Annotated in this window: 25 protein-coding genes; 16 read left to right on the top strand and 9 right to left on the bottom strand. The window is 63.6% G+C overall.

The genetic code is table 11. The features are described 5' to 3' along the window. Positions 1 to 27: 27 nt before the first annotated feature. Positions 28 to 981 (bottom strand): hypothetical protein, encoded by a 954-nt coding sequence (locus CH274_RS24955; RefSeq protein WP_094648444.1) that lies wholly within the window; start codon positions 979 to 981, stop codon positions 28 to 30. A 347-nt stretch (positions 982 to 1328) separates the two neighbouring features. On the opposite strand from CH274_RS24955, the gene CH274_RS24960 reads away from it, so the two are divergent. From CH274_RS24960 to CH274_RS24980, 5 genes are all read left to right on the top strand, one after another. Beyond that, entirely contained in the window at positions 1329 to 1946 is a 618-nt protein-coding gene (locus CH274_RS24960; protein ID WP_027494115.1) for an SMI1/KNR4 family protein, read from the top strand. Between the two features lie 148 nt (positions 1947 to 2094). Further along, on the top strand, positions 2095 to 2673 hold the full coding sequence (locus CH274_RS24965; RefSeq protein WP_027494116.1) for a hypothetical protein: 579 nt from the start codon (positions 2095 to 2097) through the stop codon (positions 2671 to 2673). 143 nt (positions 2674 to 2816) lie between these two features. Beyond that, positions 2817 to 3023: a hypothetical protein gene (locus tag CH274_RS24970; protein ID WP_027494117.1), complete on the top strand. Its 207-nt coding sequence runs from the start codon at positions 2817 to 2819 to the stop codon at positions 3021 to 3023. Positions 3024 to 3227: 204 nt separating this feature from the next. Then, entirely contained in the window at positions 3228 to 4229 is a 1002-nt protein-coding gene (locus tag CH274_RS24975) for a hypothetical protein (protein WP_237606104.1), read from the top strand. Positions 4230 to 4612: 383 nt separating this feature from the next. Next, the gene (locus tag CH274_RS24980; protein WP_027494118.1) at positions 4613 to 5785 is read left to right on the top strand and encodes an ATP-binding protein; all 1173 of its coding nucleotides are present in this window, start codon (positions 4613 to 4615) and stop codon (positions 5783 to 5785) included. Positions 5786 to 5991: 206 nt separating this feature from the next. On the opposite strand, the gene CH274_RS24985 is transcribed toward CH274_RS24980, so the two are convergent. From CH274_RS24985 to CH274_RS24995, 3 genes are all read right to left on the bottom strand, one after another. Beyond that, on the bottom strand, positions 5992 to 7821 hold the full coding sequence (locus CH274_RS24985) for a hypothetical protein (protein WP_139278506.1): 1830 nt from the start codon (positions 7819 to 7821) through the stop codon (positions 5992 to 5994). A 523-nt stretch (positions 7822 to 8344) separates the two neighbouring features. Beyond that, the gene (locus CH274_RS24990) at positions 8345 to 9424 is read right to left on the bottom strand and encodes an acyl-CoA dehydrogenase family protein (RefSeq protein WP_051364802.1); all 1080 of its coding nucleotides are present in this window, start codon (positions 9422 to 9424) and stop codon (positions 8345 to 8347) included. A gap of 63 nt (positions 9425 to 9487) precedes the next feature. Further along, positions 9488 to 10477: a DUF3068 domain-containing protein gene (locus CH274_RS24995; protein WP_094659249.1), complete on the bottom strand. Its 990-nt coding sequence runs from the start codon at positions 10475 to 10477 to the stop codon at positions 9488 to 9490. A gap of 327 nt (positions 10478 to 10804) precedes the next feature. On the opposite strand from CH274_RS24995, the gene CH274_RS29845 reads away from it, so the two are divergent. Continuing rightward, a complete protein-coding gene (locus CH274_RS29845; protein WP_231893830.1) occupies positions 10805 to 11149 on the top strand; it encodes a methyltransferase family protein in 345 nt (114 codons plus the stop codon). Here the strand turns inward: CH274_RS29845 and CH274_RS25005 are convergent. From CH274_RS25005 to CH274_RS25025, 5 genes are all read right to left on the bottom strand, one after another. Further along, a complete protein-coding gene (locus CH274_RS25005; protein WP_139278505.1) occupies positions 11139 to 11987 on the bottom strand; it encodes a hypothetical protein in 849 nt (282 codons plus the stop codon). The genes CH274_RS29845 and CH274_RS25005 overlap by 11 nt on opposite strands. A gap of 92 nt (positions 11988 to 12079) precedes the next feature. Next, positions 12080 to 12691 (bottom strand): hypothetical protein, encoded by a 612-nt coding sequence (locus CH274_RS25010; RefSeq protein WP_027494121.1) that lies wholly within the window; start codon positions 12689 to 12691, stop codon positions 12080 to 12082. Next, the gene (locus CH274_RS25015; RefSeq protein ID WP_139278504.1) at positions 12691 to 13038 is read right to left on the bottom strand and encodes a hypothetical protein; all 348 of its coding nucleotides are present in this window, start codon (positions 13036 to 13038) and stop codon (positions 12691 to 12693) included. Before CH274_RS25015 ends, CH274_RS25010 begins: the two co-directional genes overlap by 1 nt. 203 nt (positions 13039 to 13241) lie before the next feature. Continuing rightward, positions 13242 to 13919 carry a helix-turn-helix domain-containing protein gene (locus CH274_RS25020; RefSeq protein ID WP_032407514.1) on the bottom strand — a complete coding sequence of 226 codons (678 nt, stop codon included), beginning with the start codon at positions 13917 to 13919 and terminating at the stop codon, positions 13242 to 13244. A 259-nt stretch (positions 13920 to 14178) separates the two neighbouring features. Beyond that, positions 14179 to 14655 (bottom strand): helix-turn-helix domain-containing protein, encoded by a 477-nt coding sequence (locus CH274_RS25025; RefSeq protein WP_027494123.1) that lies wholly within the window; start codon positions 14653 to 14655, stop codon positions 14179 to 14181. Between the two features lie 1354 nt (positions 14656 to 16009). On the opposite strand from CH274_RS25025, the gene CH274_RS25035 reads away from it, so the two are divergent. From CH274_RS25035 to CH274_RS29395, 10 genes are all read left to right on the top strand, one after another. After that, positions 16010 to 17119: a hypothetical protein gene (locus tag CH274_RS25035; protein ID WP_094659251.1), complete on the top strand. Its 1110-nt coding sequence runs from the start codon at positions 16010 to 16012 to the stop codon at positions 17117 to 17119. A 59-nt stretch (positions 17120 to 17178) separates the two neighbouring features. After that, positions 17179 to 18009: a hypothetical protein gene (locus CH274_RS25040; protein ID WP_094659252.1), complete on the top strand. Its 831-nt coding sequence runs from the start codon at positions 17179 to 17181 to the stop codon at positions 18007 to 18009. Further along, positions 18009 to 19745: a cutinase family protein gene (locus tag CH274_RS25045; RefSeq protein ID WP_094659253.1), complete on the top strand. Its 1737-nt coding sequence runs from the start codon at positions 18009 to 18011 to the stop codon at positions 19743 to 19745. The genes CH274_RS25040 and CH274_RS25045 overlap by 1 nt, the downstream gene beginning before the upstream one ends. Before the next feature lie 25 nt (positions 19746 to 19770). Continuing rightward, positions 19771 to 20910: a MinD/ParA family ATP-binding protein gene (locus CH274_RS25050; protein ID WP_094659254.1), complete on the top strand. Its 1140-nt coding sequence runs from the start codon at positions 19771 to 19773 to the stop codon at positions 20908 to 20910. Next, a complete protein-coding gene (locus tag CH274_RS25055; protein WP_094659255.1) occupies positions 20907 to 21548 on the top strand; it encodes a hypothetical protein in 642 nt (213 codons plus the stop codon). Before CH274_RS25050 ends, CH274_RS25055 begins: the two co-directional genes overlap by 4 nt. 12 nt (positions 21549 to 21560) lie before the next feature. Next, complete coding sequence (locus CH274_RS25060) at positions 21561 to 21854, top strand: hypothetical protein (RefSeq protein WP_094659256.1); 294 nt, start codon at positions 21561 to 21563, stop codon at positions 21852 to 21854. Beyond that, positions 21854 to 22129, top strand: coding sequence for a hypothetical protein (locus tag CH274_RS25065; RefSeq protein ID WP_094659257.1), 276 nt, complete (start codon positions 21854 to 21856; stop codon positions 22127 to 22129). Before CH274_RS25060 ends, CH274_RS25065 begins: the two co-directional genes overlap by 1 nt. A gap of 26 nt (positions 22130 to 22155) precedes the next feature. Beyond that, the gene (locus CH274_RS25070) at positions 22156 to 22785 is read left to right on the top strand and encodes a hypothetical protein (protein WP_094659258.1); all 630 of its coding nucleotides are present in this window, start codon (positions 22156 to 22158) and stop codon (positions 22783 to 22785) included. Then, entirely contained in the window at positions 22782 to 23663 is an 882-nt protein-coding gene (locus tag CH274_RS25075; RefSeq protein WP_094659259.1) for a hypothetical protein, read from the top strand. Before CH274_RS25070 ends, CH274_RS25075 begins: the two co-directional genes overlap by 4 nt. After that, positions 23657 to 25248, top strand: a 1592-nt coding sequence (locus tag CH274_RS29395; RefSeq protein WP_179275860.1) for a hypothetical protein, incomplete at its 3' end; no start/stop codon positions are given. The genes CH274_RS25075 and CH274_RS29395, both read left to right, overlap by 7 nt.

Below are 25248 nucleotides of genomic sequence, written 5' to 3' on the forward strand. Positions count from 1 at the left end.
TCCTCCTTCGGAACCACACTGCTGACCTCAAGACTCGTTGTTGTTACCGTTCGCCGGCTCCACGCCGACCGCCTGCCGTAGCTCACTATCATGCTCGGCTGCGACGCCCATTATGGCGGTAACGGCCGACACTATTCTGATGGGATTGCCCTCATCATCTGTCGCCGCAATCTTGCGCTTCGCGGTGATCCGTTGTTTGAGGAAGTCCACCTTTTCCGAGTGGGTCTTCTCGTCAGCGTCAATGTGAATCAGCTGGGCTTTCGCCTTGCTGACCTCGCTCTCGCTCGCAGCGGCCGCAAGGTGTCCGGCCTCGTCACGCATGATCTGTCGGCCCTCATGGTTTTCCTTCGCCCGTGACGTCTGGATGATGAGGGTTACTGTTACCGGCCCGAACTCATCGTTGACGCGGGTAAGTACGCTCCCTAGTCGCGAGCCTCGGTTTGTAAGCGCCTGAGCCTTGGTGGTGCTCACCTTGGTCTCGATTCGAGATACCTCGGGCGACTTCTGAAGTTGCTCCCGGGCCGCGTCGGTAAGTACGGCCTCCGCGATGAGGTGCACACCGGTGAAAATCTTCAGTTCATCGAACCATTCAGCGACCGCACTCGGCGTCGGTGAGGCCGCCGAGCCTTGCACGAGACCGATCAGGTTCCCAAAGTCGAGAAACGACACCACAGATATCTCATAGAGCTTGTTTCCCTCTTCGGTCTCGAAATCTTCGAGAGAGGTAGCGCCGCTCTTGAGGAGCCCCAGCCACGCTGCGACGTCACGGACCTTCGCGAGCTTCAAATGAGCACGTTCACCGTGGTAGTAGACCTCGCCAATCAGCATGCGGTCGCCGACTTTGGTCGTTCGACCTTCGAGGTCAAGGCCATCGAGCTGGGTGAGTATGTCGTACCAATTCGCGTGCTCCATCGGCTTGTTGCCAGATGCGTCGTACTTCACAAGGCGATAGAACGCGATCGTTTTTTCATCGGTCGCCATCGCGGTGTTCCTCCTGGACGTTGCTGCAGCTCGGCAACGTCGTCTTGTGAAGTCTGTTTACGCGTCGACCTTAACCTTCGTGACTGGTTGACTGCTGGTAGCCACGCTGTTGTCTACATCCAAACTGGCTCGCTCGTGGCCCTTGCACCGGTCGAGCGTCCGCTTCTGTATCCCGATCGTCATTTGCTACTACATCAACGCCCTAATCGAAGATCCGCAAGCGCATCGAGATGAACACATCGCACGGAGTCGGCCGGGCGTCAACATGTCTTGACGGTGCGGTAACTGTCTCGAAGCGATCTGCGTTGCGATAATCGAAAGATCCCTCTGCGCAGTATGGTCGGGCAATGTCGTTGACTCAGGAGTGGAACCTCCTCGTGACTGCGCTGCGGGACGTGGCACCGGTGACGGCGCGAACGCTCAGGCCATGTGCGTCGACGAGCGCGGTGAAACGGGCCGAGGCAGCGACGGTTCCGTGGCCGGACGGGCTTCGCGAATTCTTCGGCCTTCATGACGGTCAGAACGAGGTCGGCGGCGCGGGACTCGTCGTTCCGGCTGGACGTCTGCTGCAGGTCGCGGAGATACCTCAGCGGCATTCCGACATGGTCGAAGTCATGGCGGATATCGTTGCAACAGAACCAGATATCTACGACGGGACCTACGCCGAGATCGTCGACAACCTGGTCGAGGCGGGCGTCGAGGCAGAAGATCACCTGTTCCTACCGGGGTACGTCCCTATCGCGGCTTGGGATTCGAATCTGATGTATTGCGACACCCGTTCGGGAGAGATGCGGGGGAGTGTGTCGTACCGATCAGACGACGGCGGGCACCTGGGTGTGCCAACCTGGCCGTCTTTGGAAGCATTTGTTTGCGACGTCAGGTCGGCCGTGACCGATCAGATATCGATCGGCTGGTACACAGCAGCGGTCGACAACGGGGTACTGGACTGGGACATTGTCGAATGACGTTGTGGCAGGGCGAGAGCGCCGAGATGGCGGTACGGGTACCAGCGGCCGGCCTTGGAGCGGCCACCCTCCGAAACACCTGGTGTTGCAGTCCACACCCACCGGTGTCGTGCGGTCAGGCGCGTAGTCGGCAGACGGCGGCGTCCAGATGACCATCACTCCGTGTCGTGACGGCTCACCCGCTCGATGGTTGATCGATCAAAGACGCGACTGGTGGGATCTGGTCACCCGCGGCCCGTCGGGGTACGAGCGTTACGCACGGTTGAGATTCATCCCGGATCCGACTTACGACGGTCAGCGCGAAATGGACACCGACTTCGCCAACGACGGACCGCCCGAGATCGCCCAGCTCGGAATCGCTGTCTCCACCCTCGCCCGGTTCACCACAACTCCGGACGACTGCTATTTCCTGATCTGGGAGGGCTACGAAAACCTCGACCACATGCAGGCCGCGACAGTCTCGATCCCGGAGCGGCCCTGCTACCTCTTTCGAGGTACTGCGGAGGACGTGTCGACGTGGAAGGACGCCCGAGACGGCACTGGTGAGCTGCCGATACCTGCGTTTGTGTGGCCAGCCGATCATGCGTGGTGCATCGCCAACGACGTCGACCCCCACTTCGCCACCATCGGTGCCGGCGAGTCCGCTATCGCAGATCTTCTTCGGACCGCACGAATCGATACGACGCCGGACAATCCCACCACGTACCCACCGTTTTACGGATTTTGAAGGCCACGGTCCAAAGGACGCGTTCGAGGCGGTCGCCGATACGGCGCAGTGCCTGCAGCGCAACGGTTTCTAGTGGGCGTTCCGTACCCTCGGGTGGCGGTGTCGAACAGGCACCGCTACCCGAGACGCAAGGAGGCACCTCCATGGCTGGAATCGCTGACAAGCTCGACAAAGCATACGAAGACAAGCCACTCACCGAGCTCGTCGACGCACCCGTCGAAGCACTGCAGGGCGTTAGCCCTGGCGATGCCGAGCATCTCAAGGCCGCATTCAACATCACGACCATCGGCGATCTCGGACGCAACAAGTACTTCCTCTGGGCGCAGTCGATCGCCAAGCTCGCCGAGTAAGACTCGAGTACGGCACACACGATGAAGCCACAAGACTGGCTACGTCCTGTGGCTTCATCGCAAGCCGACATCGATGCCTGTGGCGTACCTGCACCATCGACCGTCGACAGCGATGCCGTCGACGCGCATGCGTGCCACGTTCGCGGCGGGCGACCCTCGGCGACGTCCCTGATCGGTCGGCCTTCAGCCCGGTACCGTCGCACTGTGACACCGAGACAGGTCAGCACGGTGAGCGGTTACCGCTATCAGTGGTCACTGTTCGTCGATTGGTGCGCTGCGGCCGACGTCGAGGCTCTACCTGCGTCGCCGATCACGCTGGCGCAGTTCCTCGATGAGAACCCTGCCGGCGACGCGGTTCAGTTGCGCCGGGTTTCTGCGATCAACCGCGCTCACCTCGATGCCGGCCAACCCGCCCCCGGCGGAGTCACCTCGATTCGGATCGCACTGGACTCGGCACGTAGTGAGCGAACGATCCGGCGTGCTGAGCAGGACCAGATGATGATCGCGGCCGGACTGCCGACCTCCGGATCGACAGCGGCACTGTTCGGTCGCCGTGACGCCGTTCTTCTCATGCTCGCCGGAGCAGGCCTGTCCCACAAAGCTATTGCGAAAGTAGACCGCACCGAGATCACCACCGACGGCGACGCTGTGTGGATCGGCAGCCGCCACCGCATCCGTATCGCCCCCAACGACTCCACCGGTTTCGAACCGGTCACGATATGGGATCGGTGGCACCCGGTCCTGCAGTTCTCCGAGCGCTACCCGTCGACCACGCTGCTGGCAGAACATTTGCAGCGCAACACTTTTCCCGACATGACGGGGCTGCCGCTTCGCAGTGGTCCGGTCGCGGTGCCGATCGACCGGTGGGGCCACCTACCCTTGCCGGTGACGGCGATGACCGCCGCCGAGGTCGGAGCGGTGATCGCCAGGCACCGCACCGGGGCTTCTCCACTGCACACCCCGCGCCGCCTCCTCGCCAGACCCACCGACGGTGGTACCGATCGGCGTGACCCCATCGTTCCGGAGCCAGTGCCCCTGGAGCTCGACTCCGGGTACTACCGCTCGGGTGTCGAGGCACGTCGACGCGCCCACACGGCGTTGGCCGACGTACCGGACATGGTCGACGACGTCGAGGACCGCATCGAGCAACTCCTGCAACGCACCCTGCAGCTCCTCGACCCATCCACCAACGGCGACAGCACCTGATGCGGCGCACTCACGACCCGGCACACCGACACCTTGGTCGTCGTCCAACTCGTCGAGCACAGAGATCGGACACCGCCACGTTGCCGCAACCTGGGCGCAGCACCTAGGTTCAGTGAGCCGCGACAGATGACGTTTGAAGGCTCAGGCGCGGGTTCGAGACCTTCCGGGCCAATCGTCAACATACCTTGACGGTGTGTAGCCGCTCTTCATGCCATCAGCCGACATCGACACAGTAGAGACGTCGCAGCACTTGCCTTTGCGCCCGGCCCTGCTTGTCGACGTGGCGCGCCCGGATCTGCACCGAGTCACCGATCTATCGGTATGTATCTGACTGTATATGAATAGGACTGATACAACTACATACAATCCGATAGTCTATGTGCATGGAGTACGGACTGAACCCCTTCACACCCGGGTCTGGCACCCGACCCCCCGAGCTCGTCGGACGCACCACCGAGCTCGAACGGTTCGACTTGTTGGTCGCCCGCGCGAAACAGCGGCGCTACGACCGTGGGTTGATGCTGCAGGGCCTCCGGGGGGTAGGGAAGACCACGCTCCTGGCGACCATGGCGGATCAAGCTCGCCGCCACGATTGGGTGGTGGTCGAGGTCGAAGCTCAGACCAGTGTGGAAGGTGCCGAGGCCCTGCGGAGGCGTATCGCCAAAGATATTTCTCGCGCTGTACGCCGTCGTCAGTTCGCCGGCCCGGTGGCGGACAAGATCCGGCAGTTGACCGAAGAGTTCTCGATGTCCGCCACCGCGTTCGGTGTCGGAGTCGAGCTCGCTCGCTCCGCCGGTGCCGAGAAACCAAGCCTGGGGGTCGAATTCGAGGACCTCGTCGAAGATCTTACCGAGGAACTCCGCAAGGACGGCACCGCGCTGGGGCTGTTCATCGACGAGATGCAGGAACTCGAGCCGGCGCTCTTGCAGGTGATCCTGGCTACCCAGCACCGTGCGGCTCAGCGTGAGTGGCCGTTCTTCGTGTGCGGTGCCGGCCTGCCGAACCTTGCGCAAGCCTTGGCCGACGCACGGTCCTACGCCGAGCGCCAGTTCGACTACAGGACCATCGGTCCGCTCGCCGACGATCAGGCCCGCGATGCGATCGTCACACCCATCGCCCGGCTGAACCAGGACATCGACGCCGAGGCAGCAGATTACGTCGTCGCGGCGAGCGATGGATACCCGTACTTCCTTCAGGTGTTCGGTCACGAGCTCTGGCAGGCAGCCCAGCAGTCCCCGTTCACCCTCGCCGATGCCGAGGACGCCGTGGACACCGGCCACGCCTCGCTCGATTCCGGCTTCTACAGCTCACGGTGGCTACGGGCCACCGACGCCGAGAAACGCTATCTGGTGGCGATCGCACGCAGCGGAACCGATACTCCGCGGACGGCAGCCCTCGCCGAGGCCCTCGGGTCGAATCCGCAATCGATGGCACCGCACCGTGACTCCTGTATACGCAAAGGACTCATCTGGTCGCCGGCCCGCGGCCTGGTTGCGTTCACCGTCCCCGGGATGGCGGACTTCATCCGCCGCCAACCCAACGCACCGATTATCTGACCTCGACACCCAAGGACGTCGACTGGGCTGACATCGAGCACGTCGATCGCTCACGCCGCCCTGCATCCACACAGCGCCAGTGCACCAAGAGTCCAGTTCGGTCCGGCGTTGCAGCCTCCAGCCGCGCTGGAGGAGGGCCAGAGCGAGTAAAGCGAACAAGGCCGGTGCTCGGTGTCACCCTGAACTCGTGGCCGATACACGGTGCGTTAGAACGGGTCCGGTGGGCCGGTGTTCATCACGGCCAGGATGTAGTCGTGGTCGGGTGAATCGGCCGGGTGATCGTCGGCGACCGCGAACACCGACCGATCGGGCTCCGGCGGGGTGCGTGCTTCCTCCCGGGCTGCGAGCCATTCTCGCCAGACGATGCGTTCGGCGCGGTGGCGCACGATGCGGGCACGAACGGCCGAGGTGAGGCCGTGACGATGGCCGATGTCGTCGAGTTCGACGGGCCCGATACCGATGTGGGTGTTCTCGATTGTGAGGAGCCCGGCGACGCGTAGATCCAGCAGAGCCTCGTACCCGCTGGTGCGTCCCATCCCGATGGCAGTGAACAACTCATCCGCCGTCAGAGGCTCGGCTGCGGCAACTACTGCGTCGTAGAGGACGCGGTGACGCCACCCGATGACACTCCACGCCGGGTGTACCGACTCCACTTCGGCTGGCCCTGCCACGGTGTCGACTACCGCCGCACGTCCCGCATGTGTGGGCACTAGTGCGTACCGATCGGGGTTCTGGCCGACTCCGCGTTCGATCAGCAACAGCGGTGAGCCTTCCATGTCCCGCAGCCGCTCCAGAACGGACCACACCGTCGATTCGGGGAGCATGCCGGCGGCGATGGACAGTGACCGCCCACCGACACCGACAGTGGGGACGCCTTCCACTAACTGCCCTGACATTGCGGCAGCCCACGCCAGTGCCTGAACGACTGCATGGGTGGTCCAGCGATCCCGGCGATGAAGAAACTCGGAGGCGACCCAGGTTTGGGCGTGGGTAAGCCATAAACGAAGTACCGGATCGTAGGTACCCCCTGTGTGCTTTTGCTTGTGCCCGGTATCCCGGACTGGCTCGGGGAGTGTCGATGCGGCCCAGTCGAGGGCGCGGGCAGTGTCGCGGCGGATGGCGCGTTCGGGCTCGGCGTAGCGGGCGTATGCGGCACGCACACCCGCCCATGCCGGCTCAGAGACGCGGGTGAGGATTTCGGTGGCGCTGGCTCCGGCGAGGACTGCGTGGGTGATGACGGATTGGCGTGCTTCCGAGCGTGAGGGCCAGCGGCGGGTGTCGATGCGGCCGGTGCTGGCGAAGTCGAGGACGCAGCGAGGCGGCGGGGCGGAACGGCAGAAACGTGGGTGCAACCGGGCGTCATCGCTGCTGCCGAGGACGCGTTCAGTGGACGTCTCGGCGCGGATGTGGGTGTCGATCGGGCTGGTGACCGTGCGGCCCGTTCCTCCGAGCAGGGCTTCGAGGCGTTGGAGTGTGCCGGCATCGGACCCGACGGTCAGGATGTCGGCCGCTGTAGCCGGGTCGAGGTCGACGAGGGTGCGGTAGCCACCTTCTTTGCACTGCGAGCCCGGCACGGTGATGCACCCGGATTTGTGGTTGGTCATCGGTGTGATGTCCAACGTCGGAAGTCGCGCTGCAAGAAGACGTAGCAGTGGCCGTACTTCGTCGGCGGTGACTGTTTTTCCCGGTGCCAGCGGTATCAGCACGTGTCGGCCGCCGCTGGCCGATTGGTCGACGACTGCGCGGCCACCGCATTCGGTCAACCAGGCCAGCAGACGCCTCACGTCGGCGACAACGCAGGCGTGACCGTGGTGTTTGGTGTCGAAGTCGAGGGCAACGATGCCGGCGCGCGCGCGTGAGAACAGCGGCACAGCCGCTGGCAGTACCGGCCGTTTGACGGTCAACGGTCCCGCGGACACGTATTTACGGGTCGTCGGGTCGTAGAGACGCATCGATCGACGCGCAGCAATGGCCGGTGCGAAACGACGCCACAGCCGGTCCGCAGTCGCATCCGGATGGACGACACGAGCATTCAATCTTGTACCTACTTCAGGGCACGATGTACCCTGAGACATGTCCTCCAAGACAGTCCCTTCGGGGAAAGCACCACAGAACGAGTTGCGAGCTAGTCACTCGCTTCTCTGACTTCGAGAACCCTCGGCCCGCCCGCCGGGGGTTTTTCGTTATCTGTGCTGCGCTAATTCAGTTGGTCGTATGTGCCGAATGTCAGTTCGGGACAGAACGATCATGCAGTCAGCGGCAACACTCCTTGGTTTCGCGGTCGGTTGAGTTCAAGCGCGAGGTCCTCGCGGTCATTCACGATCGCGATGAGATCGGCCAGGTACTGACCCAGAGATGTCACACCTGCTGAACTCTGTTGTTCTTCGAGCGTTTTTATGAGCTCTAGCGGGATTCGGACAGTCAACGGCTTCCGGTCACCCTTACTGGGCATCGGCATAGCGTGGCCTCCTTCATCTGCATCATCGGTCCCAACCAGTGCCTATCCTGATGCAGAATCATGTTCGACGGGCTCAGACACGCCGAGAGCGTCGAAGGAAATTACATTGATGTGAGTAACCCGTTCGATTGGAACCCTTCTGAGCTTGTTTGGGCAATCGACTGCTGCTGCTCAATGCTGGCCAGTAGATGAGCGCGTATCTCGGCAGTGGCAGTGCAAACCAGCGCGAAATTCGCCTCGCGTGCGGTGCGTTCAGCCAGCCCCCCGCGCCTCACAGCCTTGCTGCCCGCTACAGCTGTGAAGTATGCCGATACGTCGACGGCGAAGCGGCAGACCTGCGCTCGTACCTCGTGAATATCGATCCTCGTGTCGGTTACGGCCTCATTCAACGACTTTCGGAGGTTGATAAACCCGTCTGTGAGTGCTTGGTTGTTCTGACCAAGCTCATCCAAGGCAGTCAGGCATCGACTCGACAACCCGAGTGCCAGCGAGCCGTTGATACGAACGATTGCACGATCAATCGTCGACATTGGCCCTTGCTTGCTCAGGCTCTTTCGTTGCACGTGCATGACATTGCTGTCGGCTACGGCAAGGCCGTCGAATTTAAGCGAGACAGTGCGAGATGCGTTGGCTGCAGCCAAGTGAAGCGGCTCATGGGACAGGCCCCTACCGCCTGCTGCCGAAACGAGGAACGTGACCGTCGAGTCGTTTAACTGGTCGTACGCCGTTACTCCAACGACGTCGATCATGCCCCACCCAGTCACGAATGGCGCACAGCCTTCGATCCGATAGCCATCCGCAGTCCGGTGGGCCCGGACGAGGGGTCGCTGCGGTGAGGCGTAGCCACTGCCTGACACGCCAGCGCGAATCGTGCCCATCCGTAAGCCTGAGAGATGTTCTGCTTTGAGTGACTCGTTCCCCGACGTAGCGAGTCTGAGGAGAGTGCCGTGATGCTGGGCCCATACGAACGCTGTTGCTAAACAACCGCTTACCAGGATCTCCCCTACGGCGGACATGGTCTGGAGCGGATTGTCGCTTCCTAAAGCTACGCCGTAGAGCCCTTGGCTGACCAGTAAGTCGAAGTGCGACTCAGGAATCTCAGCGGTCTCGTCGACCACTGCCGCAGCAGGTTCCAAGACCTCTTTGCGAAGCTCCTGTGCCTTGGCTATCCAATCGATCACGACAGTGTCCTCTCGGTCGCTTGCTGCTGCATGTCATCCCCTCTGTCGCCAGGAGCCGGTCCGTCAGAATTCAGCGAACTCGGGCCCTGGGGGCCTCGGACGGCAACACACCCCAACGCCGAGTGCGAATGCAGAGAGACCGGCGAGCCCGAGAAGAACGGGACCGTATGTCTCAGCCCAGTCGATGAGACGCTTGGACTCGACTGCCCGCTGCACCTGCTCGTCGACCGTGGCAGCGTCGAGCTCTGGCGACATTTCCACGATGGTGACCGCCGACGGGTCGTTAGCGGTACGTCCGTAGTACTGGTGAACCGCTTGTTTCCCGAAGACGATTGCACCCGTCGTGGGCTCAACGAGCAGCTCACGGCGTGCCTTGTAGAACCGGTGCATCAGAATCTCTTCGTCCCCGTCGATACCCCAGTACGACGCAGGGAGGCTGAGCTTGCCGCCGGTGTCGAAGGGCGCGATGTCCTGAACGAAACGGTAGACGTCCAGGCCGTTGATGTTGGTCTCGCCGTCGAACTGGACGTCCTGGCTGCGGCGCGTGGTCGTATCGAAGTACGGATAGGACCTCTTTTCGACGTCGAACGGAAACTTGAGCGAGAGCCCGTCGTGCGTGACTTCGTCGGCGGGTTGATCGTCGTACTTCTGGATCGACCCGATCGGATCGTCCATCGGCATCGCAGTTCTGCGGTCGGCGGTGAATCTGTCGACGGTTGCGTTGACCGTTCCTCGTTCACCAGGTCTGTCGTCTCGTTGCAACAAAACAGCGGATTGCATGGTGATCTTGTTGCTGTCGGACGGTTCTTCGACAGTAACCTGCTGTAAGACACGAATGGGAACGTCGCGATCGACTTTCGAGACGCCCTGAACGAGCGCTTCGGTGTCGAGCAAGGTCGCGGTGCCCGTTGCGACCGTTGCGGAGTCGACGTCGAGAGGCGTTTTCACCAGCTGTGGAGCCATGTACAGGGACATTGTTGCGGAGGATGCGGCGAGGAACGCACCGACCCCGACCAGTGCCAGGCCTTTGATCGGTAGTGTCGCCGTCGTCATGCGTTGGTCCTTGAAGTTGGTCGGTACCCTGCTCGTCTCGGAGCGGCTACTGAGTCTGAGAAGCTGTGTCGCATGATCGTCAAGAGGCTGCCCTTGTTCGTGACCAGTCGACCGGCCGCTGTGGTTTTGGCTACCGCTTTCGCGGGATTTGCGTTGTCGGAGTACAGGATGGGCAAGCGGAGGCCGCGAGCGGGCTCTGTGAATCGGGACAACGGGTCCGGTAGAGCAGTTGGCCGTGGCCTTGCACTGGCGTACGGCGGAGGCCTCGTGCTGAGCGTGGCCTCGCCGGCAACCGTCATTAATCGGCACCGGAGAACGATTTTCGTCGTGGGCTTGACCACCGCTGCACTCGGGCAGGCCCTCCGGCTGGCTTCGGCGCGGAAGCTCGGGGAGTCCTTCACGTTCAAGGTCCACACGCATCCAGAGCAACTGGTGGTGCAGACGGGCCCGTACCGGTTGATTCGGCACCCCTCGTACACGGGGGCATTGATCTGCGCGCTGGGATTCTCCATCGCGTACGGGAACTGGCTTGCCCCCGTCATGGTGTCGTTTCTGGCGGGGGGATATGTCCACCGGATCCCGTCGGAAGAGTCCGCGATGCTCGAGGGCATAGGAGAGGGGTACGCCGAATACATGACGCGCTCTAAGCGCTTGATCCCGTTCATCTTCTAGTCGCCCCCGCGGAAGTTGCCTTACCGTCTTCACCGTCGACCATCTCGACCATGAGTCGGGTAGACGCGACGGAGTTTCTGCTGGCACGCCAGGCAGCCCGCTTGGAGCTCGGGATCAGAGTGTCCGCAAGGATGGCGTTGCTTCGAGTCGCCAAGGCCTGCCACTCATCCATGTACGCAACGATGCGTCGGTACCGCTGGACGCGAGGAAGCAGTGTCGTCCAGATGTACACCCACGCAACGTATCCGGCGACGAGCAGGGGCGACATGATGAGGAAGAGCGATATCTGAACGGTGTGGTCGGTGTACCAGTTCTCTGTGCCGCGGGTGAACGCAACTAGGTAGACGATTTTGTGAACTGCGTAGAGCAGGATCATCCCGCACGCCACCGCAGCAGCGGTGAGAACGCGCGCTAGTTCTCCGGTCTTCACGATCAGAGCCATGCGAACCAACAGGTAGAACGGCACTACCACGCACAGCGACAGGCTTCCGAGGAAGATGACCCAGTAGACCAGCATCCAGCCTTCGGCTGGAAAGGTCTGACTTAGGTAATATGTAGGTCTCGACGGCGCGGGGGAAAGGAGAAAAGAGACGACCAGACCGACAACCAACGCCGCGGTGACCGCGTAGCGAGAGCGACGCGAGAAACTACGTTGGGTCGAGTGAGCCACCATCCCGACCCATTGGGTTGCGGCGCAAATCGCCATGGCCTGAGCTATCAGAACAGATATGTTCCACAGGCCCGTTACGTCGTGTATGACAGGGTCGAGCTTGTCGTCTGCCAGCGCATGAATTCTGAACATCTGCGCAACGCTGAGAGTGAGCAGTAGCACCGTCATGGGGCGAGTTTGCGGCCTCCGCCTGTACAACGGTAGGCGTTGAAGACCGAACACCAGCAACACTATTGGCAGTATCGCCTCGAAGAACGTGCTCACATCTGCCACCCAAAAATTGTGGCCACCCGGCGCAGGGTCTCCTTGTCTTTCGAGTCGATGTTCTCCGGGTAGAACGGCTTGCGTAGGGAATCGGCGCGGGCAAGCATGAGTGTGCCGAGCCATTCGGCCTCTGCTTCGATGGGCTGAAGGAAATCCGGGACTCGTGTGAAGCACACCTTCGCCCGTTGTTCCTCGGCAAGTGCGCTGATCATTGTCCTCGGAATGGCAGGAGCCATCCTCATGAACGATTCGACCAGAATGTCCTCGGTGACAACAACATCGGCATCATGACCGAGAAGTATGTGTGCGACTTCGTGGAGGATGCATTGTTCACGGAAGAGCGGATCTACGTCCGCACGGACGTAGATGACATCGACCGGGGCAGTTCGTACCCAAAAGCCCGAGACCTCGCCGCTTTCGCTCAGATCGTCAGGTAGATCGAGGATCACAATGACGCGGCCGATCTTGAACCCAACCTCGGCAACGAATCGGTCGATCGACCAGGGTCTCGTGAACTGCAGTTGCAGTGTGTCGAGGAAGGATCTGGCACGTAGCTCGGGGTCGTCGATAGTTCTCGCTGCAGCGGCAGCGTCTCGGACCGAGCTCATTATGTCGATTCGCCAGCTTCGGCCGGTTCGTGCCGATTCTGCTTCTCGAAACGTCCGTGCGTGTCCCGGACCAGCTCGCTCAGACGCTCAGCGATCGCCGGAGTCAGCTGCGGTACCCGAGTTCGTAGAGCAAATACCGTGGCCTGGGAGTTCCGAACATTGTCGAAGTAATCGAGCTGCGCGTTATAGTCCATCTGCTCGGCAGTGGTGCCGACCAGGTAGGTAACCGGCGACTCGAAGAAGGTCGCTACTGCCTCGAGGACGTCTCGTTCGGCGTCGTCGACCGCCTGGCTGCGGAGCACTTTCACTTCTTCCGCAGTGACGTGGCGACCGACGCTTTTGCTCACATGCGCCGCGACCTGCGGGTCCAGATCATCGAGTGTCCCCAGATGTCGGAAGCCCCCGAATAGCCTGCTGATTCGATCGTGTAGCGGTAGCTGGCTGTCCATTGTGGTCTGTTCCTTCCGAACGTTCTCTCCCCGCGGAGTACTACGAGAGGCTTGGTCCCGAGCAAGCACCCTTGCCCATTTCTTGCGCAACTTCAACTGCTTCACTCGCGCTCCGCCCATCGCTCCTGGAACCTGGCGTCCAGCTCGTCGTCGATGTCGTCGTGCCGCCCAGCCAGCCAGCGACGGTAGAGCTGTTCTTCGCGCTCGACCGGGTCGTAGTCGGCGGCGGGTTTATCGAGGAGGGGGCCGAATGCCATCTCCGCCATCGGAGGGAGGGTTCTCCCAGGGCCCCCACTTCTTTCCAAGACCGCGGTGGCATACCGTCCGGCTACGCGGGAAACAAAGGCGTTGAATCCCCCGACGACCTGGTCGAAGTATTCTAGTGGGGGATCCGCGCCACGACAGCTCTCGTGCGCGGCATTGAGCTGCCGGTGCAGCCCGAACAGATTGTTGATTTCGTCCAGGGGAAGCACAATTGCATCCGGCTCGGCGGCGGCACTGCTCGATCTGGAGTTTCTGTTCGACAGGCTCTCCAGGGGGACAGGATCGCCACCGGCGAGAACAGCAGCTGCGCTCCCTTTGCTCCACCGCAGGCCTTGGTCGAGCTTCCTGATCACGGCCGGACTGGGCGCCCGACCGAGAGTGTCGTTTTCGATGTTGCCAAGTGTGGTGTCCGACGGTCCACCAGCATCACGGACCTCGAACCTAGTCAACGCAAGCCTTGCCCGCCGCGCCGCCACCACCTTGCCAAAACGGGCCAGGTCGTCTGTTTCCTGCATTACTGCATCCTATGTCCGGTAAGCAAAAAAATCGCAATTCCCAAGTAAATGTACCGGATGGACATAGAAGCAGCTCAGGACTACGAGGTTGTCGCTACGAACCCGTCTAATTTGCAAAAATTTTGCTTCTAAGTTGCTCTGTTTTCGATTGCCGGTACATACTGCACTCATGCCGACGCCCGCCGCGCCACCCTTACCGTCGCTGCGGTTCACGACGTCGACTCAACGACGTTGCCGATTCAGGAACTGGCGAGCCTCGTCACGCTTGAACGCCAGCCGGCCGGTCTCGCGCACGCTCGTAACTGCGAACGAGCTCATCGATCCCGATCTCGAGCGCCGCAGCAAGGCGGCGAGCATTCTCATCGGTCAACTTCACCTCGCCGCGCTCGATACGGGCAATCATCGACGTACTGATACCCACCTGCTGGCCCAGCTGCGGCTGCGTAAGCCCGAGAAGGACGCGCCAATCTCCAGGGAAGCGCTGATCCCTGGGTACGTCGACAAGCTCACTGATGGGCAGGCCGAGGGTCTTCGCAACAAGGGCCAGGGTGTCGACCTGAGGACTCCGGGTGCCGGATTCCCATTGCTGGACGGTGGCACCTCCGAGCCCGGACTTTCGTGCGAGATCCGCCCGGCTCATGCCTCTACTTTCACGCAGCGACGTCAGCCGTGCCGGGTCGAACCCCCGCAAGACGCGTCGACTCACTGTCGCATTCCGTTCATTGCTAGACACCATGCCGCACCTCCACTAAGGTCTAATCTGTGCATGACCTTAAACGATGCAAATGTCGTGATAGGTCGAACCGTTTTATTGACCTGGAGGACAGGCAGTTGCTCTCCACCGTCCCGAACGTGGAGGTGGCGATGCCCCTGATCGAAGGAGGGGCAGAAGCAAAGTAAGAGAAACCCCGGGTGCGCAAGTGATTGGTGTCCGAACGCCCCGGGGTCCCGTATCTGCGAATGACAACTGCGCCTGAACGCACCGCACCCACAGGCCTACCAGCCTAGGTGCACAGCGCAGTCCACACGACTGGAGCACCTATGACATCGCTGCTGAAACCTCAACCGTTACGGTTTCGACCCGCTTCCACGCCCCGTCACGGCCACACGGATTCGACTCCGTGCGCCTCCCTCACCACGGTCGTCGGCATCGGCCTCGTTTTGTGCTCACTCGACGCCGGGCACGAGAACGATCGGCCTCACCAAGAGATGGACGACTCGACAGGCCAGGTCCTCACCGAGTGGCTGTCACCGTCGAGCTACTCCCAGCCGGCCAACAGCCCAGACCTCCAGCACGTCGCCTAAAGAGGCCAACGCTTGAAATCGACACCTGCCCAACAGATGTCGGTCTCAGGACGTGAAAGCTCGCCCTAACGCCCAGGGCAGGCCAATCACGTTCACAGCGAGTGGCGGGGAACCCGAACTGGACCTCACGTGCAGATCGGACTCCCCGCCACCGTTGAAAAGTCGTGAGACGGAACCCGGCGATTGCCTGACTTGAGGGTTGTCGCCTCCGTCTCATCAGATGGACCGGCGCGAGGGCCGCATGGTGACGCTTCGACCTCATCGTGTGCCGACCTACGCGGCCCCGCCGGGACATCGACAGAACCCCGTAACGCCCTCTCAGAGAAAGGATTTAGACAGGTGCCGTTCTTCCTTCATTGGATTCTCTTGGTGAACTCCCTCTCGTCTTTGTTCACATAAGCCAAGTGCACTTGGTGGGTGCGGGTGATCGGACCCGCAAACCTTCGGCATCACCCGCACTCCCAATCGCACGTCGGCGGAGCTACGAGGTTAGAACCTGAATCACACTGCTGTTCAGCATGATTGGTTGACAACCAATCGAGGACGGGCCGAGAGCACCAGCTCCCTTCTTGGATCTACCCGTTGTAACCCAAACGCATTGTTCGTCAATGAAAGGTGAAGAAATGTTTAGATCGACTGGTAGTGGGGGGCGGCACCGACGCACCACGACGCGGATCGCTGCTGCGTGCGCCATCCCCATTGCACTGTGCATCGCGTGCGCCGGTGTTGCTCAGGCTGCACCGGGTCAGCCGGGTGTGTCTGTTGCGCCAGGCCAGCAGCCTGGTGTGACCCAGCCAGCTCCGGCACCCGCCCCGCCCGCTCCCGAGGACTCGTACATCGCCGGTTACACCCCGATCTACGACTACTCCGAGACTCGCACCGTCGACGACTACAACGCAGGTCGTCAGCGTCCCTCCTACGACACCACCTACTACTCCGAACCGGTCGTCTACGAGAGCAACCCGGCACCGATCCAGGGCCCTGGCATCAGCGATAGCCCCGAAGCCGTCGCTCCCACACCACCACCGGCACCAGCACCGGTGCCGACGGTCAAGCGGCCGACAATCGTGCCTATCGAGGTCGATGACGACTCCGTCCTGATCGGCGCGACCCCGTATCGAATTCCCGACGGCGTCGACCGTGTCTTCGCCCGCCAGGTCTCAAACACCTTCCAGGCCATCCAGGCAGACGGCGGAAACCTTCTCGTAGACAACGGCCTCGCGACTGCCCCGCGAGCCGACCGTATCGCCGCCGGTACCGCTGCCGGTGCGGTGACGGGTGGCCTGGTCGGACTCGGTGTCGGCCTCGTCCCCGGCGCAGCGATCACCGCAGGCGGCGCGGCCATCGGTGCCGGACTCGGCGTGGCCGCAACCCCAGTCCTGACTCCGGCGATCGTCTGGGCCGGCCCGGTCGGCTACGTCTTCGTCCCCGGCGCAGCGGCACTCGCTGGAGCCGGTGTCGGAGCGGCGGTTTCGGCACCGATCGTCGCTGCGACCACCGCGGTCGGCGCGGCAGCCGGTGCTCTGATCGGCGGCGCGGCCGCCGGCGGCGAAGCAGCGACGATCGAGGAGCCGGCACCCGCTCCCGCCCCCGCACCCGCACCCGCAGCGCCGACCACCAGCCCGGTTCCGGTCACCCCGGCACCACTGGCGGCGGAGGCGGGACCGGACCTCCTCGCTCAGGCGAACACGGCCGTTCAGAATGCTGCTCCGGTCGTCGAAAAGGCTGTCAGCGACGCAGGCACGTGGGTCGCACCGGCCGCTACCGCGGCGGCGGGCTTCGCCTCGACGGTCGTCGAACAGCCTGCCGTCGCGGACGCGGTGGCCGCTGCAGGACCGGCCCTCGAGCAGGCCAATGCGGCGTGGCAGGCCCTGACCACCAGCCAGCCCGTCTAGAGGAGCAGGCGTGCTCGGTGTTCCAGCGTTTCGTCGACCAGAAGGAGTGAGCAGCAGCTATGGCATCGCTGTCTGATCGCAGTCCCGGCACCTCCCGTCCCGGAAGCAAACCGTGGGAGCGGACCACACTGACCGACACACCGAGCACGCCTCACCCGCGCACCCCGACCGCTGCTGCGCGGCCGGCGAGCGAGGCCCCACCCGTACACACCGGCCGGGAGGCCGCGGTCGCCGGCCTCTCACCGAAGCCGGTGCCGAAACCTGTGCCTCGCCCGATCCCACAGAACAAGCGCGGACGGCGCTCGCGGCTGGCGATCTGGGGCTCACTCGCAGCGGCCAGTCTGGTCGCAGGTGCGGCCATCGGTGCCGTGTCGTTGGCGTTGTCCCCAGACAACACCGACCAGGAATCGTTCGCGGCCGGAATGTCGTCGATGCTCACCACACCGGAGGCACCCGCAACCACAACCGAGCAGCCCGCGTCCACCACCCCAGCCCTGGCCGCGCCACCGGCGTGTGTCGAGTCCAGGACCAGTGGCGAAGTCACCGGTGCCGGGCCAGGCGGGTTCGGTTCAGGCCCGGACGCGATCCTCGGATTCGACTACGCCTACTACGTCACGCGCAGCGGAGCCGCAGCGCGCGCATTCACCACCCCCGACGCCGCAGTCGGCAGCCCAGAACTGTTGCAGAGCGCGGGAATCGACACCTTCCCGTCCGAGACCACGCACTGCCTGCGCATCACCCCAAGAGGCCCCGACGAATACACCGTCTACCTCACCCATGCCGTACCGGGGGCAGAGCCGGTGACGTGGACCCAGATCGTACGAACACGAACCGACGGTGATCGGACCCTCATCACCTCGATCGTCGACATCACCGAAACGGAGAACTGATGAAGGCCAACCGATTCACCTACGCCGCCATGGCCGTACTGGGGTCCGCCGCGATCACAGTGAGCGCAGGGACCCAGGCTGCAGCGCAACCGAGCACCACGCCCCCCGACACCACTCCCGCAGCAGCCGATTCGAGCACTGCACCGTGCGCGCTGTTGCACGTCGTCGTCACGCAGGGCACCACCGAGTCCACCGAAGGGTCCATGCCGAAGCAGGACTCGGGCACGCTGTCCGCAGCGATTCTGCCGGTCCTGGCCGAGTTCGGCGGAACCAGCTCGGACAAGTTCGACCGCACCTACGTGCCGTACCCGGCCGACTACGGCTTCACCGGAACCTCGTACAAGGACTCGGCCGCACGTGGAGTCGAGAACGCCTCGAAGATCATCGCCGACGAAGCCGCCCGGTGCCCGAACACCAAGTTCGGTCTGCTGGGGTACTCGCAGGGCGCAGGAGTTGCCTCGGAGCTGCTGCGGCTGATCGGCGCAGGCCAAGGCCCAATCCCGCCAGCACGGGTTGCGATGGGAATGCTCTACTCCGATCCCACCCGCAAGCAGGGCGACGGCATCTTCCCCGGCGCGCCCTCCCAGGAACACCCAGCACCCGCCCCCGGTACTCGCGGTGCGGAGGTGACCAAGCTCGAAACGCTGCCGACACCGCCGTCCGACGGAGGCGGCATCGCCCCTCTGGCCGCGCAGACCCCGGCCTCGTTCGGCTCCCTGACCGGCCGAGTCGCATCGGCCTGCGCCAGCGGCGACATCGCCTGTGACACACCCGCCGACGCCCCGCTGGCCCGTCTGGTGACCAACATCAGCGGCCAGATGAACCTCAACGCTCAAGACCCCGTCGGGGTCCTGTGGTCGGCCGCGCAGGTCATGGGCACCACCGCGCTCAAGATGGGCGTAGACGTTGTCAACGAAGACATCACCAGCAGCGATGGCACCACCCGCGGTCTGGATTACCGCCCGGGAGACTCCCTGAGCAACCGCGCCGCCGACGCCTCCAACCCGACACACCAGGTCAATGCATTCGCTGCGATCGACAAAGTCCTCGGAATCGGAATCAACACGGCGGTGACGTTTGCGAAGAAGGTCCTCACGATGGACAACATCGCGCAACTGGCCACCGTCGGCCTGACCAATCCGCCGGCAGCACTGGCTCTGCTCGGAGCCAAAGCGACAGAGGCTGCCCTGCAGCTCATTCCGGCGAACATCACCGACAAGACGACCACCGCCGTGTCGAAGATCGTGCAGAACGAACTGACCGACAACAAGGGTCTGATCAAGATGGCCACCGACGTCAAATACTGGGCTGTACGCGCCAATCACGAGTCCTACCAACGTGATGCGGTCACACCGTCGGGTGGAACGTGGCTGAGCTTTGCGTCGGACTGGATCACCGCGCTCGTCAAAGATCTCGAGGCCGGATCGACCGCTCCCACAGCAGACAAGGACGCCTTCACCCGAACCGTTCCCGTCGACGGGCAGGGCTCCTACCAAGGCCTTCCCGGTCTTCAGTTCCAGGTCGGCGCACAACCGTCCTCGATTTCCACCGCCTTCGATCCCTGGGCCGAGTCCTCGTCGACGCTGTCGACGCCGACGTACACCCCGCAGCCGGCCAACGACGCCGACGGCACGAGCACTGCAACCACATCGGCGGCCCCGGCAGGCGATGCGTTCCCGATGGAGCCGCCCGCCGCCGCTCCGGACGACTCCTCGTGGCTGACCCCGTCCAACTGATGGCGAACCCAGTAAGGACCACCCGATGAGCACCGACTGGAAAGACGGCCTGATGGCCGATCGGACGAGTCCCGACATCCACGACGTCGAGACGGTCACTACACCGGTCGGGCAACGACCGGCGTTCGGGCAGATCGATCTGGACCGCAACACCACCGCGGTGGTGATGTTGGGGCGCGGCGGCAGAACGCAGCCGCCGCGCCCGCCCTCGGCATCCGCACTGGAGATCGACGGTGTCCGCGCTGCTCCGGCATCGGGGTGGCGGCGCGCCCTGTATGCGTTGTCTCTGCGCACGATCAACGCCGGCGAATCGCCCGCGGACAAGCGTGCACGCGCCCTCGACGCGCAGATCGCCGCACCGGTGCGCACCGATCACAAGATCACCGTGGCAGGGCTCAAAGGCGGCGTAGGGAAGTCGACTGTCTCTGTCGTGCTGGGCCACGCCTTCGCTGACGTGCGCACCGATCGGGTGTTGGCCATCGACGCAAACCCTGATGCCGGTGTACTCGCCGAACGGATCGCCGCGATCGCGCCCCGCACCGAACATCCGCCGACGATCTACGACCTGCTCGCTGCCCCACACACCGACCGCTACGCGGACGTGCGTGAGCACACCCTAGAAGCCGAGACCGGCCTGCAAGTTCTCGCCTCACATGATGATCCTGAGCGGTCGGAAGCGCTGAGCGAGAACGACTACCGACGCGTGATCGAGATCCTCCAAGACCACTTCCAGGTGCTGCTCTCCGATTGCGGCACCGGCATCACCCACCCCGCGATGGCGGGAGTACTCGATCTGACCGACTCGCTGATCGCGCCCACCAAGCTCGACGTCTCGGCGGTCACCAGAACCAACGCGCTGTTGGATTGGTTGGACGCCCATCACTACTCGCACTTGGTGCGGCGGTGCGTGATCGTCGTCTCGCGCATGTCGAGCAGCTCGAAGACACCGTTGACCGACAACCAGCTGCAGGACTACTTCGGCGACCGTGTCCGCGCGGTGGTGACCATCCCGTTCGATCCGCATCTGGACGAGGGCGCAGAGATCCACTGGGATCGACTGCTCCCAGCGACACGGTCGGCGTATCGCGATCTCGCACAACTGATTGCGACCGACTTCGCCGCCGGATGGCAGAACAACAACCGGGTAGAAGGGTCGACGTTGTGAGCGCCACGGCGTGGGCGTCCGCTGACGACTCCCGTGAGCCGGGGCGCTCACACGGGTTGATCACCCCGCCGCCGGCGGCCCGGTGCATCGACATTTGGCCCGAGCCGGTCTTCGCCCCCGCTGATCGGGCTGTGCCCTCGTGGTGGCTCGTCGGTGCTCACGGAGGTGCCGGGGTGTCGATGCTGACTGCGTCGTGGTCGATCGTCGGCGACGCGATGGGTGCGTTCCCGGCCGGCTTCGAACAGGAATCGCCCTTCGTCGTGGTGGTAGCCCGTGAGTCCGCCTGGGGAATCACCCGAGCTCACGATCTGCTCACTCAGCATCTGTCCGGATACGGCGGCGCAACGACTCTGGTCGGGCTCGTCACCGTCGCAGCATCGCCGAGCCGACTCAAGAACGATCTGCGCCAACGCCTTGAGGTAGTTGCCGGGCTCGTCGACGACCATCACTGGCGAATCCCGTGGATCGACGCCTGGAACGAGCTGACACCCGACGAACTGCCGTTCTGGACTCCCGGAGATCCCGTCGCCACCGGCCGCAAACGAGAACCGCCCGATCAGGCCGTACCGCGCGAGGTCGCGGACGTCGCCGAAGCCATCCGCACCACCATCGTCTCGATTCTCAACACCAACCCTTAGGAGCCGAAAACTATGTTGACCACCGCATTCGACGCAGTCCACACCACCATCCTGGCGATCCCGCAGCCCGATGCCGTCACCCCGCCTGGCGGAGACAAAATATGGAAGGGGGTCGGCGTCTTTCTCTGGATTTTGACCATCGGGGCTCTCGTAGGAGTCATGCTCGGCGGCGGGATGATGGGCTTCGATCACCTCAACGGCCAGGGCGCGATGGGCGGCAAAGGAATCAAGGTCCTCCTCGGTTCTCTGATCGGTGCACTGATCATGTCGATCGCCGCCTCGTTGGTCACCTTCGCGATGTCGTGATGTCGACACCAATCGTGCTGCACACCCAGCCTGCTCCCCCATCGCAACCATTGCCCTCAGAGGTCACCGAACCGCTCGACCAGCTTCTGGGCTACGGGATGTGGGTCGTCGGAGCAGTGCTGGTGGCGTCACTGATCGCCGCCGGCGGCATGTTGTGGTGGCATTTCGCCACCTCGACACCCCTCACCCGCACCATGCGAAAGATCCTGTGGATCTGCGCGGCCGCGATCGCCGCCAGCTCCGCGGGCGCACTCGCGGGATTCGCTCTCTCATAAAGCAATTCGAATCGGAGAACCTTCATATGAAACGCCACCTCATCGCCGCAGCTACAGTCGCCGCGGTCCTGGCCTTGTCCGGATGCGGATCCACCGAACCCACAGCCGACACCACGACCACCTCGACGAGCGCAGCCGTCGATACCTCGGCCGCTCCGGCGGACGTGCAGTGGCAGAGCTGGCGGGGCGCGTCCCTGCCGACCTCAAGCACGGACGGTCCGCGTGAGGTGGCGGGCGACGTCGCGTCCGGATACACCCCCACGCCGCAGGGCGCAGTGCTGGCCGCAGCGCAGGGAATCACCAGACTGCGTCTGGCACCGGACAATTCGTGGCCCGATGTGGTCAACGCGGTCGCAGCGCCCGGCATCGGCCGAGACACCTACGCCGTCAACCGCGCTCAGGTCTCCATCACCGATCCGGCGCCGGAAGGAACCGAAGCACGTCTCGAGTGCTTCGAGGTCACCGACTTCACCGACGCCCGGGCGGTGGTTCGGCTGGCAGTCGAGCGCCCGGACAGCGCGCTGATGGCCACCACCCACACCCTCGTCTGGTCGGGAGAGGACTGGAAGCTGCTGCTGCCTGCACCCGACGACATTCCCGAGCCCGAAACACTGACCGATACTGCCGGTTTCACCGAGTTCACGGCGGCATCATGAGCACCGGCCAGGGCGAGGGCGGCAAAACCGTCAAGGAACGCAACCCGGTGTTGACCGGCGCGGCGATGCTCGTCGTGGCGATCATCGTGATCTGCGCCGTCGTCGCGGTCGTCCTGCGATTCAGCGGTGACTCCGACGAGTCACCTGCCGACGAGACGCCTCGTCCGACGGTCACCGCGCTACCCTCCACCGGCCCCACAGCGGTTCCGAACACCGATGGCGCGATGCAGGGGCTCGCAACCCCGACCGTCGACCGTCTGGGACGACGGGTCGACATCCCGAACTGGCCCGGCGGGTGGGCATTGCCGCAGTCGCCGGTCGAGTACGGCCCCTACAACCCCGCCGTACCGGTGCCCGCTCCTGCTGGGGTGAGCTGGCAGAAGGTCAACGACGGAGCGATCGTCCCGTTCTCCACCTCGGACGGCCCGTCCACCGTAAAAGGACTGACCGCAACCGGATTCGCCCACACTCCACAAGGGGCCGCTCTGGCCGCCGTGCAGATCGCACTGCGCCTCGGGTCGGCGAACAACGAGACCGCACGCGGAATCTACGACAACCAGACCGTCATGACCGCGACTCAGCGCAGCGAGCTGTACACGCAGCTCGACGCCGAAGGCCCGTTCCATCGCGGTGCCACCGACGCCGCTCTGAGCTACCAGACCAAGTCCGACGCCTTTCGGATCCTCGACTACGCCCCGGATCTCGCCGTCATCGAAACCGCCAGTCCCGCAGAGAAAGCGGACAACGGCACAGCCCAGTGGTTGACCACCAGGTTGACGGCCACCTGGGTCGACGGCGACTGGAAGCTGACCTTCCCCGAGCAGCTCGGTGACCTCTCCGGGACCGCTACCTCTCTGAGCGGGTGGACTCCATGGTGACGATGCGACTACGCGCCGGACGGATCGTGCACGCGCTCCTCGCCGCGCTGGTCGTACTCATCGCAAGCGCGTCCCTGATAGGCGCGTTGGCTCAGCCGGCATCCGCTCAGGACACCACCGCCCCTGCGATCCCGGCCGCACCGCAGGGCTACGAGCTCGTCGGCGCGGACGATCTGAAGGCGAACAACCTTCCCGCAGGTTCGATCACCCTCGGTGGTCTCGGAGGTACGACACCGAAGCCACTGCCCCCGGGCTACACGATGGTCCAACGGGAGCTGACCTGCATCACGGTTCCACTGGGCGGCGGGCAATCGACGCAGTCGTGCCCCACGGTGACCTACGCCGTGCCCGAAGGTGGACCCACCGAAGCACCCCAGGCACCTGCATTGCCCGAAATCGGCGGCGGCGCACCGGGAGAAGGAACGTTCGGGTTCGATCAGCAATGCGAGTCGATGACGCAGAACACCGGATCGTGGGCCAGCGTCTCGGGCGCACTGCGAAAGATCTTCGCCAACCCGTCAGAGCAGGTCTGCAAACTCGCCAACGTCGTTTCTCATCCCGGTGATGCGCTACAGAAAATGTGGGACTCGGCGTTCGGTAAGAACGTGAAATCTCTCATTGCCGGCGTCGCCGACGGCTGGGGCACGATGATCAACTGGTGGTTCACCACGCCTTCACCGGCGTTGTCGGATGCGAACTACCTCACGGTGCTCCAGACGTACATGCTCCCCATTCAGGGTGCGGTACTGGTGATTTCGATCTTCGTGGCCTGCATCCGCGTCGCCCTGGCTCAGTCCGGAAACGAGAATGCCGCGGCAATGGATCTCGTGCGTACCTTCGTCCGGACGATCACCTCGATGTCGCTGTTCGGTGTCGCCATCGGCCTGGCCATCCAGGTCTCGGACGGCATCAGCTTATGGTTGCTCAGCGAATCGGGCGGCAACGACCTCGGCACCAAAGTTCAAGCGATGATGATCGACGACACCTCGACCTGGGGTCCGGGCTGGGTTCTGCTGATTGCCTTGTTCGGAATGCTCGGCGCGCTGGTCCAGGTCGTGCTGCTGGTGGTCCGCATGGCGTTCCTGATGGTCATCGTCGGTGTCCTGCCGGTCGCCGCGGCGGCATCGGGAACCGAGATGGGTTCTCAGTCCTACGAGAAGATGCGCAACTGGGCGATCGCGTTCATCCTCTTCAAGCCGGCGTCGGCGGCGATCATGGCCACCGCGTTCTGGGCCGCCGACCCCAGCTCCGACGTCACCAAGCTCCAAGGACTGATTCTGCTCACCGTTGCGGCAGTGGCACTTCCGGCCCTACTACGGGTACTGAACGTCTCGACCGCGTCCTCCGGTAGCCCAATGGCATTGGCCGGAATGGCAGCAGGAGGAGCAGCCCTGGGCATGGCCGCCATGAGCGGCGGCACCAGCGCCGCAGTCATGGGCGCGGCCCGGGCAGCCAAGTCGACCGGCGGCGTGGTCACCCGCAGTCAGGGCGGCTACGGCGGCCAGGCCCCCGGCACCGGCGGTGGCGGTGGTGGCGGTGGTGCCGGGGGCCTGGCCGCCGTAGCCGCCCTGACTGCGGGGAACCG

Source organism: Rhodococcus sp. 06-418-5, assembly GCF_002258285.1.
GTDB lineage: Bacteria > Actinomycetota > Actinomycetes > Mycobacteriales > Mycobacteriaceae > Rhodococcoides.